The sequence below is a fragment of the Cryptosporangium phraense genome, from assembly GCF_006912135.1.
Taxonomy (GTDB): Bacteria; Actinomycetota; Actinomycetes; order Mycobacteriales; family Cryptosporangiaceae; genus Cryptosporangium; species Cryptosporangium phraense.
This window is the reverse complement of record NZ_VIRS01000055.1, coordinates 16,360-31,737: the sequence shown is the minus strand read 5'-3', so window position 1 is coordinate 31,737 and position 15,378 is coordinate 16,360. Positions and strand designations below refer to the sequence as shown.

Here is a 15,378-nt window from a genome sequence, read left to right as displayed (position 1 = left end):
CGGTGGCGTGGCCCGCGCCCGCGGCTGCTGTGCCGTCCGGCCCGGGGGCCGACGGCGCCCGCTCGGCGGCGAGGTGTGCGGCCAGGAGGCGGGCCTCGACGGCGGCGTCGGGCCAGCCGGCCTCGGTCAGGCGGTCGGCCGCCGTCAGGAGGCTGCGCACCAAGATCCGGGACCGCCCGGCCCCGGCCGCGCGGCACGCGGTGACGACGAACCGCGCCAGCACCCCCCACTCCGGACGCCGCTGCCGCCCCAGCTCCCGCACCGCCCGCGACGCCTGCACCAGCCCGCCGTCGGGGTCGGCGTCCAGCACGGCCAGCCGGGCCAGCAGCAGCCGGACCTCCGGCAGCGCGATCCGCTGCCGCTCGGCCTCGAGCGCGGCCACCGCCTCCTCCGCGACCTCCCGCGCCTCCGCGACCAGCCCGACCGAGAACAGCAGCTCGGCCCGGTCCTGCAACAGGAACCCGATCTGCGCGTTGAGCTTCCGCAGCGTCTCCTCGGCCCGGTCGAAGTGCGCCAGCGCCCGCGGTACCTCCCCGCGCAGCGAGGAGATCCACCCGAGGTTCTGCTCGACGAACGCCACCGACAGGTCGATGCCCAGTTCGACGTTGATCCGCAGCGCCTCGCGCAGATCCGCCTCGGCGTCGTCGAACCGGAACCGGCGCCCGCGGGCCAGTCCCCGGTTGCTCAGCGCGCGCTTGAGCCACTGCAGGTCGTCGGCCGCGCGCAGCGGCGGGATCGCCAGGCTCAGCGTGTCCGAGGCGGCGTCGTTCATCCCGAGCTGGACGAGCATCGCGCCCTTCTGGGCCAGCGCCCGGGCGTGGTCCACTCCGGACGCCTCGGCCAGCACCGCGTCCATCTCGCGCAGCGCCGCGGCCGGGCGTCCGCGGTTGGTGAGGACGGCCACCAGCTTCAGCCGGGCCTCGACGACGAGCGCCGGGTCCGCGGCCCGGCGTCCGAGGGCGGCCGCGGTGCGCAGGTGACGGGCGGCGACGTCGGTGTCCTGCAGGTGCAGGGCCGCGATGCCGAGAGCCCGGTAGGCGACCGACGCGGTCGCGAAGTCACCGGCCCGGCGGGCCTGCCGGGCCAGCACGACAGCGGCCGAGGCCGAACGTGCCGGGTCCACCTCGGCCAGATGAACGGCCTCGACCGCCCGGTCGAATGTTGTCGTCGTCATCGCCGAAGTCCAGAGTGACGGTAGCGGGGATTCTTTCCAAGACTCATCGGCTTCGGGGTGTATCACGCGGGCCCACGTCGCCTCTGAAGGACACACTGGCGCAGACACCCCGTCCGCGCTGCCTGGGTTGGGGGAGATCGATCGATGAACACCCTGTACGTCGACATCGTGAACCGGGCCGCCGTCAAGCACCTGATCGACGCCGTCGCGGCCGACGTCGCCGCGGCGAACGTCAGCGACGTGGACGGCGTCTTCGGCCTGTCCGCCGAGGAGTCGAACGCCGAGCTGGGTCTCACCAAACTCGACCTCACCGGGGTCCTCACCGCCGCCTCGGTCTGGCCCGAGGCCTCGCTGGACGGCCTGGACACGGTCATCGGTCTGCTCGGCGAGAAGGCGACGACCCTGTTCGGCGGCTGGGACCCGGAGATCACCCGTGACCGCGGGGTGGGGATCTTCAGCAGCCCGCACGTGAAGGGTTCGGACGCACTGCCGGAGCCGGTGGCCGCGCGGGGCTTCACGTTCCCGGAGGGATCCGTCGGCCCGGACAGCCCGCGGATCGGCATCGCCGACACGCTGATCTTCGAGCACCCCGACCTGCTCGGGCACATCGAGGGGGAGTCCACCGCGTCCCCCCAGGCGTCGTCCGGCCACGCCACGTTCGTCGCCGGCATCGTGCGCCGGCGGGCGCCCGAGGCGCTGCTGGTCTGCAAGCAGGTGCTCGGGCCGAACCTCCACGACTCGTGGAGCGTCGCCACCCGGCTGGTGGAGTTCGTCGACGAGGGCGTCAGCGTCATCAACATGTCGTTCGGCGCGCTGGTGTCGGACGCGCCGACGCCGCTGCGGCGGGCGATCGACCGGATCGGCACCAACGCGGTGCTGGTGGCCTCGGGCGGCAACTACGCCCAGAACCGGATCGGGACCCCGAACCTCTACCCGGCCTTCTTCAACGACGTCGTGGCGGTCGGCTCCGGAACGGTCGCCGCGGACGGCTCGTTCGAGCTGGCCGACACGACGCCGGACCGGCCCTGGCTCGACCTGGTCGCCGACGGCGTGATCCCGGTCGGCCTGTTCCTCGAGGGCGAGGTCCACTTCGTCGAGCCGCGGCAAGGAGACGTCGACTTTCCCCAGCCGTACGCGTCCTGGGCCGGGAGCTCGTTCGCGGCGGCCACGGTCACCGGCGAGATCGCCCGCCGGATGTCGGTCGACAAACTCAGCGCGTTCGACGCGCTGGACCAACTGCTCAACGGAGAGGCGAGCGACATCGCACCCTATCGGCGGCTGAGCTGACGGCATCGGTCGAGGAGCTCGTCCGGGCGGCGGCGGACGGCGACGAGCGGGCCTGGGGCGCGCTCGTCGACCGGTTCGCGCCCCTGCTCTGGTCCGTCTGCCGCCGCTACGAGCTGTCCGCCGCCGACACCGACGACGTCGCCCAGGTGGTCTGGCTCCGGTTGCTGGAACACCTGCCGACGCTGCGCAGCCCCGCCGCCCTGCCCGGCTGGCTCCTGACGACGGCCCGGCGCGAGTGCATCCGCCTCGCCCGGGTCGCCCAGGGCCGGGCCACGGCCGAGCGGCCGCTGCTCGTCGAGGTCGTTCCGGACGGACACGGCCCGGCCGCCGACGAGGCGCTGCTGCGCGCCGAGCGCAACGACGCTCTGCGGGCAGCGTTCGCGCAGCTCGGCGAGCGGTGCCGCAAACTCCTCGGTCTGTTGCTCCGAGATCCGCCGACGCCATATGCGCAAATCAGTGAAGATCTGGGTATTGCGATCGGGAGCATCGGCCCGCATCGCGTCCGTTGTCTGGCCGCGTTACGCCGGACACCGGAGGTGGCTGCACTCCTGGCCGCCGACCAGCGTTCGTCCGGAGGGAGCCGCGATGCCGACCGCGTGGAGCGATGACGACGCGCTCCTGCGTGCGCTCGGCGAGGCGCTGGCCGAACAGACCGCGGTTCCCGAGAGCGTGACCAGGGCCGGGCGGGCGGTGTTCACCTGGCGCACCGTGGATGCCGAGCTGAGCGCCCTGCGGTACGACTCGGCCGACGACCGCCCGCCGGTGCTGGTCCGCGCCGACGGCCCGCCCCGGCGCAGCCTGACGTTCGAGACGTCGACGCTGACGATGGAGCTCGACCTCGAGTACGACCCCGACGCGCTCCGCGGCCAGCTCGTCGCGACCGCGGACGTCGAGATCCCGGCCTACGTCGTCGTCGAGCGTCCGGACGCCGACGGGTCGACTGTGGACGTCGATGCGGTCGGGTACTTCGCGGTCGAGCCGTTCCCGCTCGACCGTCCGTTCCGGCTGCGCTGCGCCGGCACCGTGACCCCGTGGATCAGCTGACCGGCTGAGGCCGGAGTCGGCGATCGGACAGTCCGCGGATTGGCTGTATCAAGCGCGCACCGGCTCCCTCTGAAGGGCGACCAATCCAACGGCCCGGTCGATCCGGGCCGCGGCCCGGGGGATGCCGATGAGAGCCGCAGTTTCCGTGCCCTACCCGAACCGCCCCTCCCCGGAGGGGACCGTCACCCCGCTGCCCCGCCGTCCGTCCGCTTCGGCCGGTGAGCGCCGCAACCGCGTCGTCCTCGCGGACGATCCGACGTTTCTCCGCGACGCGCTCGCGGAACTCCTGACCCGCGACGGGTTCGAGGTCGTCGCCCAGGTCAGCGACCCCGACGAGCTCCGGTCCGCGGTGACCCGCTTCCGGCCCGCGGTCGTGGTGGTCGACGCGCGGTCCGCGCAGTTCCGGCCCCGCCACCACCCGAAGACCGGCCGGCTCGACGCCGCCGCCGAGGCCCGCGTCCACGATCCCGACGTCGGGGTCGTCGTCCTCGCTCACGCGGTGGTGGACGCCGTGCTCGACCGATTGGTGCGGGCGGGCACCCGGGGGATCGGCTACCTGCTCGTCGACCGCGTCGGGGGCATCGACGCGTTCCGGACCGCCGTGCGCCGGGTCGCCGACGGCGGGTGCGTGCTCGCCCCGGACGTGGCCGCCGCCCTCGCCCGGCGGCGCACCTGCGATCCGATCGCCGAGCCGGTCGGGACGCTCAGCGACCGCGAGCGGGAGGTGCTGTCGCTGATGGCCGAGGGGCGCTCGAACGAGGCGATCAGCGAGCACCTGTTCCTGGCCCCGCGGACGGTGGAGGCCCACGTCCGCAGCATCTTCATCCGGCTCGGCCTGCCGCCCCGCCCGGACGACCACCGCCGCGTCCTGGCCGTCCTGTCCTACCTCCGCGCCACCGGCGACCTCGCCGCTCCGGCTTCCATTCGCCCGCCCGCGCTCGCGGCGGCGGCCCACTGAAGGGACCACACCATGACCAGCGGTGTCCTGTACGAACTGCACATCGCGCCGAAGGACGGCGAGGACGTGAGCCTCCGCATCCCCGACGCGTCCGACGCGGAGATCCCGGCGCTCCTCGCCGAGCTGGAGAGACTCGCCGAGGAGTTCATCGCGTACCTCGGGAACGAGATCGTGCCGACGCTGGAGCGGGAGCCGTTCGCGGGCGGCCTGATCGAGCACGTCACGCTGCTCCGCGGCAACGTCACCACCACCAGCACGGACTTCCTGCTGTTCCTCGACGGGCTGGTCGACGGCGACGGCGCCCACGGCGACCACCCGGGCGTCATCGCGCGGATCGCCGAGAAGTTCTCGGTGCGGGCGACGTTGCGTCACGCGTTCACCGAGGTGGGCTCGTGGCCGTCACCGGCCGCCGGGTAGATCCCCTCGAACACGGTGACGCCGTCGAAGCCCAGCCGGACGGCGAGGTCGCGGGCGATCAGCGCCAGCTGCGGCGCGTCGCGGGGTACCGCGTGGCGCAGGAGCGCACCGGCGGCCCGGAGGGCACCGAGCCGGCCTTCGATCTCGTCCAGCCGTCGCCCGGACACCCGCCGGGCGACGCGGGCGGCCAGCAGCGACGTCCGGGCGTCGCGCAGGGCCCGGGCGGCCGCCCGCGGGCCGGAGCGGGCGATCAGCGCGGCCGGGTCGACCCCCGGCGGCAGCACGATCGCGTCGACCGGCCCGTCCCACGTCCGCAAGAGGTCGTAGGCCCGATCGGCGGCGCGCGCGCCGGCGGCGTCCGGATCGAAGCAGACGATCACCGGCGTGCCCGGCGGGACCGTCGCCGCCAGGCGCGCGATCTGACCCGCGGTGACCGCGGTGCCGCAGGTCGAGACCGCGGCGAACCGCCCGTCCGGGCCGGGCGGCAGCCGGGAGAGCGCGACCGCGTCGGCCGGGCCCTCGACCAGGATCACCCCGGCCAGCGACCCGCGGTGCCCGCCCAGCGGGCGTCCGAACAAGGACAGGACCTCGGCCGAGCCGTACAGGTAGCCGCTCTTCGTGTAGATCGGCGTGGTCGCCGTGTTGCGGTAGCGCGGGACGCGCGCCTGACCGGAGAGGTCGCGGCCGACGAACGCCCGGACGCGGCCGTCGGGCCCGCGGATCGGGAACAGCAACCGGTCGCGGAACGCGTCCACCGGCCGGCCGGTGCGGGTGACGACCGTGAGCCCGGCCTCGATCAGCTCGTCGTCGGCGAAGCCGAGGCGGCGCAGGTAGCCGGTCAGCCCGGTGCGGACCGGCGGCGCGTACCCCAGGCGCCACGGCCGGGACCGGGCCAGCGACTGGGGGATACCGCGGCTGCGCAGGTAGTGCAACGCCGGGCCGCCGGTCAGCCGGGAGAGCTGACCGGCGTAGTACGCGGCCGCACGCTGGTGCGCCTCGACGAGGCGGCCCATGACCCCATGCTACGTACACATGTTCGACAATTAGAGTGGGTCGGTGGCGACCATCCATGAAGTTCTCGACATAGAGCGCATCGAGAACGACATCTTCCGGGGCAGCACCCCCGACTCGTTCCTGCAGCGGACGTTCGGCGGTCAGGTCGCGGCCCAGTCGCTGGTCGCCGCCGTGCGGACCGTGGATTCCGGCTACGTCGTGCACTCGCTGCACGGCTACTTCATCCGGCCGGGGAAGCCGGAGATCCCGACCGTGTACCTGGTCGACCGGATCCGGGACGGACGGTCGTTCGCGACCCGCCGGGTGACCGGCGTGCAGGACGGCAAGGTCATCTTCTTCATGTCGGCGTCGTTCCACGTCCAGGACGCGGGCCCCGAGCACCAGGACGAGATGCCCGCGGTGCCGTATCCGGAGGACCTGCCGGACCCGGTCGCGCTCGAGGGGTCGATGGCCGCCTGGCACGCCCGCGAGTGGCCGGACTGGGACTTCCGGCAGATCCCGGCCGCGTCCGTCGACAAGCGACCCGGGGTGGCGGCGCAGCAGCAGATCTGGATCCGCTATCGGCACGCGCTGCCGACGGACCCGATCTTCCACGTGTGCGTGCTGACGTATCTCAGCGACATGACGCTGCTCGGATCGGCGCGGGTGCCGCACGCGTCCGGGCCGCACACCCAGGGCGCGTCGCTGGATCACGCGCTCTGGTTCCTGCGTCCGTTCCGGGCCGACGAGTGGCTGCTGTACGACCAGACGTCGCCGTCGGCGGGGTTCGGGCGGGCGTTCACCCAGGGGCGGATCTTCGACCGGGCCGGGAACCTGGTGGCGGCGGTGACGCAGGAAGGTCTGATGCGGTACGAGCGTCCGCCGGCCGACCGGCGATAGTCCGGCACGTTTTGTGGGTAGTACGGGTCTCGACCGAGCAGTAGCTCATCCAGACACGGAGGCGACATGACGACCGGGCTGATCATCGCGCTCGTCGTGATCGTGCTGTTAGCGCTCGTGTTGTTCGCGGTCGTCCTACCGCGTCAGCGCGCCGCGAAGGCACGCAGAGCAGAGGAGCGCCGGCTGCAGGCGCAGGAGCACCTCGAGGAGTCGAAGGCCCGGGCGGCCAAGGCGGAAGCCGAGCGGGCCGCGGCCGAGCAGCAGGCCGCGCAGGCGCGGGCCCGTCGGGCCGAAGTGGAGCGTGAGGTGGCGCGCGAGGAGCGTGCGGCCGCCGAGCGGCGGGAGAACGCGGAGAAGGAGCGGGCCGAGGCCGAGCGGCTGGCGCAGCGGGCGCGGGAGCTGGCTCCGGACATCGACTTCGACGGGGCGCCCGGCGACAACCGGATCCACGACACCGAGAAGGCGCAGGCCGAGGCGCTGCGCGAGGCTCCGGTGCACGCCGACCGGTCCCGTCGCCGCACCGACGCCGCCGCGGCCGACCGCGAGGCCGACCGTGAGGTCGCGGCCGAGCGGGTGAACGCCGACCGGCACGACCCGGTCGAGCGGGCCGAGCGCGAGCGCGCCGCCGAGCAGATCGAGGCCGACCGCACCGAGCAGCCGCGCGTCATCCGGAACGAGGAGGCCAGGGCCGACAGCCACGACGCCGAGCGGGCCCAGGCCGCCGCGGCGACCGAGCGGGTCGAGACCGACCGGGCCGTGCAGGCCGACGCCGCCCGGGCCGAGCACACCGAGCGGGCCGAGCGGGCCGCCGAAGAGCGCGCCGACACCGAGCGCCACTCGCTGTTCAGCCGGTTCCGGCGCGAGCACGTCGAGCACTAGGTGGTCGGACACCGCCCCGGGCCCCGGCCCGGGGCGGTTTCTCATTCCAGCGACCGCTCCAGCAGCGGCCGCATCCGGCGTGAGATCAATTCCCGCGCCGCCAGGCTCGTCGACGTCCGCATCACCCCGTACGACCCCACGATCAACCGCGTCACCCGGTGCAGGTCCTCCGGATCCCGCGCCACCACCCGCGCGATCAGGTCAGCGTCCCCGGTCACCGCGTGCAACTCGAGCACCTCGGGAATCGCCGACAGCGCCTCCACGGTCGGATCCAGCTCTCCCTGGCTGATCTGGATCGACACGAACGCCAGCAGCGACAGTCCCATCGCCTCCGGCCGCAGCCGGGCCGACGGCGGCGCCAGCACCCCGTCCGACTCCAGCCGGCGCTGCCGCGCCTGCACGGTGTTCCGGGCGAAGCGCAGCTCCTCGGAGAGCGCTGTCACCGTGGCCAGCGGCTCGTCGTCCAGAGCAATCAGAATTGACGCATCGGTCCGATCGACAATGCGCGTTTCGCTCAAAAGTCGCCTCCGCCGGGCGTCCGCATGAAGCATTTTGCTCAGTGAACAACGTACATCTTGTCGTTCTGTCCCCCGAACGGCAGGTTTCCCAGTATGGGCGTCACGCGAGAGGTCTCGGTTGCGGACTACCTGGCCGAACGCCTCCGCCAGCACGGGGTCGCGCACCTGTTCGGCGTCCCCGGCGACTCCAACCTCGAGCTGCTCGACCGGATGCTCCGCGGTGGCCAGCAGCGCTGGATCGGCTCGGCGAACGAGCTGAGCGCCGGGTGCGCGGCTGACGCCTACGCCCGCCGCCGGGGGCTCGCGGCCGTCGTCACGACGTCCGGCGTCGGCGAGCTGAGCTGCCTCACCGCGATCGCCGGGGCCTACGCCGAGCAGGTCCCGGTCGTCCAGATCACCGGCGCGCCGCCCACCGGCTCCGGTGCCGCGCTGCTCCGCCACACGCTCGCCGACGGCGACCCCGGCCACTTCGCCCGCGCCTACCGCGAGGTCACGGCCGCGACCGAGGTGCTCACCCACGCGAGTGCGGCGTCGCAGATCGATCACGCGCTGGCGACCGCGGTGGCCACCTCCCGCCCGGTCTACCTGAGCGTCCCGGCCGACGTCGCGTCCGCGCCGGTCGACGCCCACCGGCTGGCCACCCCGGTCTGGACCGAGCCGGTCGACGCCCCCGCGCTGGCCGCGTTCGCGAACGCCGCCCGGGCCCTGCTGCGGGCCAAGGACGGCCAGGTCACGGTCATCGCCGGGCACGGCGTCGAGCGCCGGGGAGCCACCCGGGAGCTGCGCGCGCTGGTCGAGGCCGGTCCGCTGCCGTTCGTCACGCTGGTGTCGAGCAAGGGCGCGATCGACGAGGACCACCCGTGCTTCGCCGGGGTCTACTGCGGTGACGTCGGCGTGAAGTCGGCCCGGCGGGCCGTCGACCAGGCGGCGGTCCTGATCACGGTCGGCACGCTGATGACCGACACGGTCGCGGGCGCGTTCACCGCCCGGGAGGACCCGGCGCACACGATCGACGTCCGCGGCACCACCGCGGTCGTCGCCGGCGAGGTCTTCGAGGGCGTGCCGATGCGCGCCGCGCTGGCCGCGCTGACCGGCCTGGCCGGCGAGTACGCGACGCTTCCGGCGGCCGGGCTGCCGGCCTCGGCGATGCTGGGCCGCCGGGCCGAGGACGAGCACGGCCCGGTCACCGACGCGCTGACCCAGATCTCGCTCTGGGAGAGCCTGGAGGAGTGGCTGCCGGCGTCCTCGACGCTGCTCACCGAGGTCGGGACGTCGTTCTGGGGCGCGGTCAGCATCACGTTCCCGCCGAACACCGCGTTCGTCGGCCAGCCGGTCTGGAGCTCGCCCGGCTACACGCTGCCCGCGACGCTCGGCGCCGGGCTGGCCGAGCCGGGCCGCCGTCCGGTGCTGGTCATCGGCGACGGCGCGGCCCAGACGTCCGCGCCCGAGCTCGGCACGATCGCGTCGTCCGGGCTGACCCCGGTCGTGATCGTCGTCAACAACGCCGGGCGCACCGGCGCGCGGGTGCAGCGCAGCCCGGAGGCGCTCTACCACGACGTCACGCCGTGGAACTGGAGCGGTCTGGTGCGGTCGGTCGCTCCGAACGCCCACACCTACCGGGCGACCAGCCGCCGGGAGCTGCGCCAGGCGCTCGCCGCGGCCGGCGCGGCGCCGGAGAAGCTGGTGTTCATCGAGGCCGTGCTGCCCTCGGCCGACGCCCCGCCGATGCTGAAACGGCTGGCCTCGAACAGCTAGCATCGGTTCATGCGCCGACGACATTGATCCACTGACGCTCCGGGCCGTCTCGCCCGGAAGATCCAGCTGCTCCGGTTCCTGACCGAGCTCATCCCGCTCTACCCGGTGTACGCGCTGCTGTTCGCGGACTCCGGGATGTCGGGCGGGCAGATCAGCCTGCTCTTCGGCATCTGGTCGCTCACCGGGTTCGTGCTCGAGGTGCCGTCGGGCGCGCTGGCCGACCGGGTTCCCCGCCGGCACCTCCTGGTCGTGGCCGAGGTCATCCGGGCCCTCGGGTTCGCGTGCTGGCTGCTGTGGCCGACGTTCACCGGCTTCGCGCTGGGGTTCGTGCTGTGGGGCGTCAACGGCGCGCTGTCGTCGGGCACCTGGGAGGCGCTCGTCTACGACGAGCTGACCCGCCTCGGCGCGGCCGACCGCTACGCCCGGATCCTCGGCCGCTGCGAGGCGCTCGCCGCGACCGGAACGCTCGCCGGGACCGCGCTGGCCGGCCCGCTGCTCGCGCTCGGCGGCTACCGCGCGGCGGGCTGGGCGTCCGTCGCCGCCTGCCTGCTCTGCGCGGCCCTCACGACCCGCCTGCCCGCGGGTTCGCCGTTGGACGCGGACGCGGACGCGGACTCGGACGTGGACGCGGACGAGCCCGGCGACGGGTACTTCGCGACGCTGAGGGCGGGCGTCACCGAGGCCGTGCGGAACCGGGCCGTGGGGCTGCTCGTCGCCTCGGTCGTCGTGCTCAGCGGAGCCACCGCGATCGAGGAGTACTTCTCGCTGCTCGCGGTCGGCCTCACGTCGGTCGCCGCGCTGCCGTACCTGTTGCTGGTGCCGGAACTCGCGTACGCGCTCGGCGCCGAGGCCGGTGGACGGCTGGCCGGGCTGGCGCCGCGCTGGGTGGCCGGGCTGGCCGGCGCGGGTGCGATCGTGCTGGCCGCCGGCGCGCTGATTCGCCACCCGGCCGGGTTCGTGCTGCTGAGCGTCGGGTACGGAGCGCTCGGGGCGGCGATCGTCGTCGCGTCGGCGCGGCTGCAGGACACGCTGACCGGACCGCGCGCCACCGTGACCTCGGTGTCGGCGATCGGGGAGGAAGTCGTCGCGTTGATCGTTTACGCGGTGTTCGGAGCGGCGTCCGGCGCGGTGTCGCTGCCGGTGCTGTGCGCGCTCGCGGCCTTGCCCGTCGTGGTGCTCGCGCTCCGGCTGCCGAGGTGGCTACCGCGCGCATGATGAGGTGGGGGAATGCACAAGATCGCGATCGGGCTGGTGTTCCATCCGACCAAGAACGTCCTCCCGGTGGCGTCGACGGTCGTCGAGTGGGCCGGGCGGCACGAGTTCGGCGTGTACGTCCGCGAGGCCGACCGCGACCGGGCGCCCGAGGGCGTGTCGGCGCTCCCGCCCGAGGAGTTCGTCCGCACCTGCGACGCGCTGGTGAGCATCGGCGGCGACGGCACGATGCTCGGCGCGCTGCGGCTGGTCGCCGACTCCCCGCGGCCGGTGCTGGGCGTCAACCTCGGCAAGCTCGGGTTCCTGATCGAGGTCGACCCGGTCGAGCTCCCGGCCGCGCTCGACCGGCTCTCGGCCGAGGACTTCACCGTCGAACCGCACAGCTGCCTGCGGATCTCGGTCGACGGTAAGGAGTTCGTCGCGTTCAACGACCTCGCGGTGATCCGGCAGCCCGGCTCCGGGGTCGCGGCCGCCTCGCTGGCCGTGGACGGCCAGCGGTACGGCTACTACCGCTGCGACTCGCTGGTGCTGGCCACCGCGGCCGGGTCCACCGCCTACAACTACGCGGCCGGTGGCCCGGTGATCTCGCCCGCCACCGAGGCGCTGATCGTGACGCCGACCGCGCCGCTGGCCGGCATCTCGCGGTCGCTGGTCCTGTCCGCGGGCGAGCCGGTGCGCCTCGACCTGCTGCCCGACTCCGGCGACGTGACGCTGGAGATCGACGGCCGGGCGCTGGCCCACGTCGGCGGCGGTGGCTCGGTGGACGTGCGGCTCGAGCCCCGGGCCGGGCTGGTGGTGCGGCTCGACTCGCAGACGCACCGGCAGCGCAGCTACGTCAAGCTCAGCCTGCTGGACCTGCCGCTGCTACCGGAGGAGCTGCGCGAGCTGATTCCGGCGTCGTACCGGGCGCGCCTCGAACGGTGACATTTATGTGCCTTCTTCCGCCGGTCCGGGCTCGGCGTGAGGATGAGGCGCGTGACGGTGACTCTGAGCCCGGACGTCCGGGCCTTGTTCGACGGACGGAACTTCGCGACGCTGGCGACGATCAACCCCGACGGGTCGCCCCAGACGAGCGTCCTCTGGGTGCTCCGGGACGGGGACACGCTGCTGTTCTCCGTCCTCGACCACCGCAAGAAGGCTCGCAACGTCGCCCGGGACCCGCGGGTGAGCGTCGCCGTGCACGACGAGGGGAACCCCTACGTGGGAGCGGAGGTCCGCGGGACCGCGGAGCTGCTGCCGGACCCGGAGAAGGCGCTGCCGGGCGCGCTGTCGCAGAAGTACCTCGAGGTCGAGCCGCCGGGGGAGTCCGACGACGAGGTCCGGCTGATCATCCGCGTGACGCCGACCGTCGTGCACTACTCGGCGCTCGGCTAGCTTTCTCGATGAAGGCCTGCAGTACGGCGGGCGGGTACTTGACGTCGGACGCGTACGCGAGGGCCTTGATCTCGTCGGCCTCCTCGGGCCTGAAGTACCCGGCGTACTTGTAGACGTCGACGCGGGTGGCCAGGCCGGCGGCGTCGAGCTCGGGGTGGAACTGGGTCGCGTAGACGTTCTGTCCGATCCGGAACGCCTGCACCGGGCATTTTTCGGATCGGGCCAGCACTACCGCGTGGTCGGGCAGCTCGCGGATCGCCTCCTTGTGGCCGACGAACGCCTCGAACGTCGTCGGGACGTCGGCGAACAACGGATCGTTCTCGACGACCGTGATCTCGACCGCGCCGACCGGCTCGCCGTAGGTGCGGTCGATGACGCCGCCCTGGTGGCCGCCGAGCGTCCCGATGCCGTAGCAGGCGCCCAGGAACGGGAAGTCCTCGGCGACGATCCGCCCGATCAGGTCGTGGAGCTCCTTCTCGACGCGCTGCTGCACCGGTGTCTTGGCGTCGGCCGGGTCGGAGACGTTGAACGGGCCGCCGCCGAGCAGGATGCCCGACCAGTCGTCGAGCGCGAGGTCGCCGAGCGGGGTGCGCTCGAGGCGGTGACGGCGCAGGTCGCGTTCGTCGAGACCGGAGAAGCGGAGGAACGCCTCGTACTCCTCGTCGGCGGCGGCGTCCTCGGCCCGGGTGGCCAGCAGCAGGAACGGCTTCACCGTCCCTACCGTACGGGTTGGCGCAGCCGCTCGGCGGTCGGCACGTCGGCGGGCAGGAAGGCTTCGAGTTTGAGCTCGGCGACCGTGACGTCGAGGGCGGTGGCGAACGTCGTGACCGTGGTGGTCAGGTGGAGCTCCCCGCGCCCGGACGCGAGGTGCAGCGGGACGGCGCTCGGTTGGCGTCCACCAGGGTGCCGTAGCGGTCGACGACGACGGCGGGATAGGGCTCGTGGCCGGCCAGGACGTGGCGGAGGGCGGTCCGGACGGCGGTCAGGTCCTCGAGCGGGGTCTGGGGGTAGACGGGGGCGTAGCCCGCGGCGGCCAGCAGCTCGTTGCGCTCGCGCAGCGGGAGCTCGAGTGACTCGGCCAGGCGGACGACGAGCGTGCGGCCGGGCGCGGACCGGCCGCTCTCCAGAAAGCTCAGGTGGCGCTGGGTGGTTCCGGCGCGCAGCGCGAGGTCGAGCTGGCTGACCTTTACGACCCTTTCGCCGTGGGACGTGCGGGGGATCCTGGAGCTGGCGGTGGCGGCCGAGTCGCTGGGCCTGTCGTCGGTGTGGGTCGGGGACACGCTGCTGCGGCCGGTGGTCGAGCCGCTGACCGTGTTGTCGGCGGTGGCCGCGGTGACCCGGCGGATCGGGCTCGGGACGGCGACGTTGCTGCCGCTGCTGCGGCGGCCGGTGCAGACGGCGTCGGTGCTGGCTTCGGTGGATCGGCTGTCGGGCGGGCGGCTGACGGTCGGCGTCGGGGCGGGGTTTCCGGGACGGTCGGAGCGGGAGTACGCGATCTCGGAGGTGCCGTGGGAGCGGCGGTTCGTGCGCTTGGACGAGACCGTCGGGGTGTGGAGGCAGTTGTGGGCGGGGGAGCCGGTGGTGATCGGGTCGATCGAGGTGCCGCCGGTGGTGCCGCCGGCGCGGGAGGGTGGGCCGGCGGTGTGGCTGGGTGGGGCGGGGAGGTCGGCGTTGGGGCGGGCCGGGCGGCTGTACGACGGCTGGCTCCCGTACCCGCCGACGGTCTCGGCCTACGCGTCGGGTCTGGCTGCGGTACGCGCTGGCGGGCGGGAGATCGCTCCGGCGTTGTTCGCGACCGTGCTGGTGGGGGACGACGAGGGGCTCGACGCCTATGTGCGGGCGGCCTACGGGATGCCACGGTCGGTCGTCTCGACGATCCAGCTGCTGGTCGCCGGCCCGGCGGAGCACGTGCGCTCGGTGCTCGACGCGTACGTCGCCGCCGGGGCGCGCCACCTGGTGCTCCGGATCGCCGCGCTCGATCTCGCGACCCAGCGCGAACAGCTGGCGCTGATCGCCGGCCTGTACGGTCCGGCGGTGTGAACGCACCGCTGATCGGCGTCATCGGTCCCGGAGACGGCGCGACCGCGTCCCAGTGCGCGCTCGCCGCCGAGGTGGGAACGCTGCTCGCCCGGAGCGGGGCGATCGTCGTCTGCGGCGGCCTCGGCGGCGTGATGGAAGCCGCGTGCCGCGGCGCCCGGTCGGCCGGCGGCACGACGATCGGCTTCCTGCCCGGGACCGAGGCCGCGGACGCGAACCCGTACGTCACGATCGCCCTCCCGACGGGCCTGGGCGAGCTGCGCAACGGGTTGATCGTCCGGGCCGGGCGCGCGTTCGTCGCGGTCGGCGGCAGCTGGGGGACGCTCAGCGAGATCGCGCTGGCCAAGCGCGCCGGCAAGCCGGTCTACGCCCTGGACGGCTGGGAGATCCCCGGCCTCGAACCCGCGCCTTCACCAGAAGAAGCCGTCCGACGCGCCCTCGCCTAGGCCCTGTCCTGCGAACCTCGCTGCGAGCGAGATTCGCAGGACAGGGCCTAGTCGATTTCCGGGTTGCTCGTTCGTGTACGAGGTGACCAAGGAGGAGCCATGTCCCCGCTCGATCTCACCTTCACCGCCACCCTCGGACGCGTCCGCCCCGGCGACACCTGGATCTGCGTGCAGCTGCCCGGCTCGGCCACCGTGTTCGGCACCCGCGGCCTGGTCAAGGTCCGCGGCGACATCGACGGCGAACCGTTCCGCGGAGCCTTCATGGCCCTGGGCGACGGCACCCACAAGCTGCCGGTGAGCGCCGCCGTCCGCAAGGCGATCGGCAAGGCCGAGGGCGACGAAGTCCGCGTCCACCTCACCGAACGCCTGCCGCCCGGGACCGGC

The 15,378-nt window shown here is 73.6% G+C and carries 16 protein-coding genes and 3 pseudogenes; 14 read left to right on the top strand and 5 right to left on the bottom strand.

What is annotated here, in order from left to right; all coding sequences use genetic code 11:
• Positions 1–1,174 (bottom strand): annotated as a pseudogene (locus FL583_RS38100) (hypothetical protein); the annotation flags it as partial.
• A gap of 144 nt (positions 1,175–1,318) precedes the next feature.
• On the opposite strand from FL583_RS38100, the gene FL583_RS38095 reads away from it, so the two are divergent.
• The 5 genes from FL583_RS38095 to FL583_RS38075 all read left to right on the top strand — a co-directional run bounded on the left by FL583_RS38095 (position 1,319) and on the right by FL583_RS38075 (position 4,880).
• Positions 1,319–2,461, top strand: coding sequence for a S8/S53 family peptidase (locus FL583_RS38095; RefSeq protein ID WP_142709781.1), 1,143 nt, complete (start codon positions 1,319–1,321; stop codon positions 2,459–2,461).
• A complete protein-coding gene (locus FL583_RS42215) occupies positions 2,458–3,069 on the top strand; it encodes an RNA polymerase sigma factor (RefSeq protein WP_142709786.1) in 612 nt (203 codons plus the stop codon). Before FL583_RS38095 ends, FL583_RS42215 begins: the two co-directional genes overlap by 4 nt.
• Entirely contained in the window at positions 3,047–3,505 is a 459-nt protein-coding gene (locus FL583_RS38085; RefSeq protein ID WP_142709780.1) for a hypothetical protein, read from the top strand. Before FL583_RS42215 ends, FL583_RS38085 begins: the two co-directional genes overlap by 23 nt.
• Positions 3,506–3,632: 127 nt before the next feature.
• Complete coding sequence (locus FL583_RS38080) at positions 3,633–4,463, top strand: response regulator transcription factor (RefSeq protein WP_142709779.1); 831 nt, start codon at positions 3,633–3,635, stop codon at positions 4,461–4,463.
• Between the two features lie 12 nt (positions 4,464–4,475).
• Positions 4,476–4,880: a hypothetical protein gene (locus FL583_RS38075; protein WP_142709778.1), complete on the top strand. Its 405-nt coding sequence runs from the start codon at positions 4,476–4,478 to the stop codon at positions 4,878–4,880.
• On the opposite strand, the gene FL583_RS38070 is transcribed toward FL583_RS38075, so the two are convergent.
• On the bottom strand, positions 4,832–5,893 hold the full coding sequence (locus FL583_RS38070; RefSeq protein WP_142709777.1) for a toprim domain-containing protein: 1,062 nt from the start codon (positions 5,891–5,893) through the stop codon (positions 4,832–4,834). The genes FL583_RS38075 and FL583_RS38070 overlap by 49 nt on opposite strands.
• 43 nt (positions 5,894–5,936) lie before the next feature.
• Between FL583_RS38070 and FL583_RS38065 the strand changes: the two genes are divergently transcribed.
• Entirely contained in the window at positions 5,937–6,773 is an 837-nt protein-coding gene (locus FL583_RS38065; protein WP_142709776.1) for an acyl-CoA thioesterase, read from the top strand.
• A gap of 66 nt (positions 6,774–6,839) precedes the next feature.
• Positions 6,840–7,652: a hypothetical protein gene (locus FL583_RS38060; protein ID WP_142709775.1), complete on the top strand. Its 813-nt coding sequence runs from the start codon at positions 6,840–6,842 to the stop codon at positions 7,650–7,652.
• Positions 7,653–7,693: 41 nt separating this feature from the next.
• Here FL583_RS38060 and FL583_RS38055 read toward each other — a convergent pair whose 3' ends face one another.
• Positions 7,694–8,203, bottom strand: a complete 510-nt coding sequence (locus tag FL583_RS38055) for an Lrp/AsnC family transcriptional regulator (RefSeq protein ID WP_276611680.1) — start codon at positions 8,201–8,203, stop codon at positions 7,694–7,696.
• A 60-nt stretch (positions 8,204–8,263) separates the two neighbouring features.
• Here FL583_RS38055 and FL583_RS38050 point away from each other — a divergent pair, with 60 nt between their 5' ends.
• The 4 genes from FL583_RS38050 to FL583_RS38035 all read left to right on the top strand — a co-directional run bounded on the left by FL583_RS38050 (position 8,264) and on the right by FL583_RS38035 (position 12,511).
• Complete coding sequence (locus FL583_RS38050) at positions 8,264–9,925, top strand: alpha-keto acid decarboxylase family protein (RefSeq protein WP_142709773.1); 1,662 nt, start codon at positions 8,264–8,266, stop codon at positions 9,923–9,925.
• A 105-nt stretch (positions 9,926–10,030) separates the two neighbouring features.
• Positions 10,031–11,140, top strand: coding sequence for an MFS transporter (locus tag FL583_RS38045; RefSeq protein WP_205752822.1), 1,110 nt, complete (start codon positions 10,031–10,033; stop codon positions 11,138–11,140).
• Between the two features lie 12 nt (positions 11,141–11,152).
• Entirely contained in the window at positions 11,153–12,061 is a 909-nt protein-coding gene (locus FL583_RS38040; RefSeq protein ID WP_142709772.1) for an NAD(+)/NADH kinase, read from the top strand.
• A gap of 51 nt (positions 12,062–12,112) precedes the next feature.
• A complete protein-coding gene (locus tag FL583_RS38035) occupies positions 12,113–12,511 on the top strand; it encodes a PPOX class F420-dependent oxidoreductase (RefSeq protein ID WP_170324088.1) in 399 nt (132 codons plus the stop codon).
• Here FL583_RS38035 and FL583_RS38030 read toward each other — a convergent pair.
• Positions 12,465–13,223: a glutamine amidotransferase gene (locus FL583_RS38030; RefSeq protein ID WP_142709770.1), complete on the bottom strand. Its 759-nt coding sequence runs from the start codon at positions 13,221–13,223 to the stop codon at positions 12,465–12,467. The genes FL583_RS38035 and FL583_RS38030 overlap by 47 nt on opposite strands.
• 5 nt (positions 13,224–13,228) lie before the next feature.
• Positions 13,229–13,731: pseudogene (locus FL583_RS38025) on the bottom strand (helix-turn-helix transcriptional regulator).
• Positions 13,732–13,744: 13 nt separating this feature from the next.
• Here FL583_RS38025 and FL583_RS38020 point away from each other — a divergent pair.
• The 3 genes and pseudogenes from FL583_RS38020 to FL583_RS38010 all read left to right on the top strand — a co-directional run.
• Positions 13,745–14,551 carry an LLM class flavin-dependent oxidoreductase gene (locus tag FL583_RS38020; RefSeq protein WP_240746963.1) on the top strand — a complete coding sequence of 269 codons (807 nt, stop codon included), beginning with the start codon at positions 13,745–13,747 and terminating at the stop codon, positions 14,549–14,551.
• Entirely contained in the window at positions 14,548–14,994 is a 447-nt protein-coding gene (locus FL583_RS38015) for a TIGR00725 family protein (protein ID WP_142709769.1), read from the top strand. The genes FL583_RS38020 and FL583_RS38015 overlap by 4 nt, the downstream gene beginning before the upstream one ends.
• A 99-nt stretch (positions 14,995–15,093) precedes the next feature.
• Positions 15,094–15,363: pseudogene (locus FL583_RS38010) on the top strand (DUF1905 domain-containing protein); the annotation flags it as partial.
• Positions 15,364–15,378 lie beyond the last annotated feature (15 nt).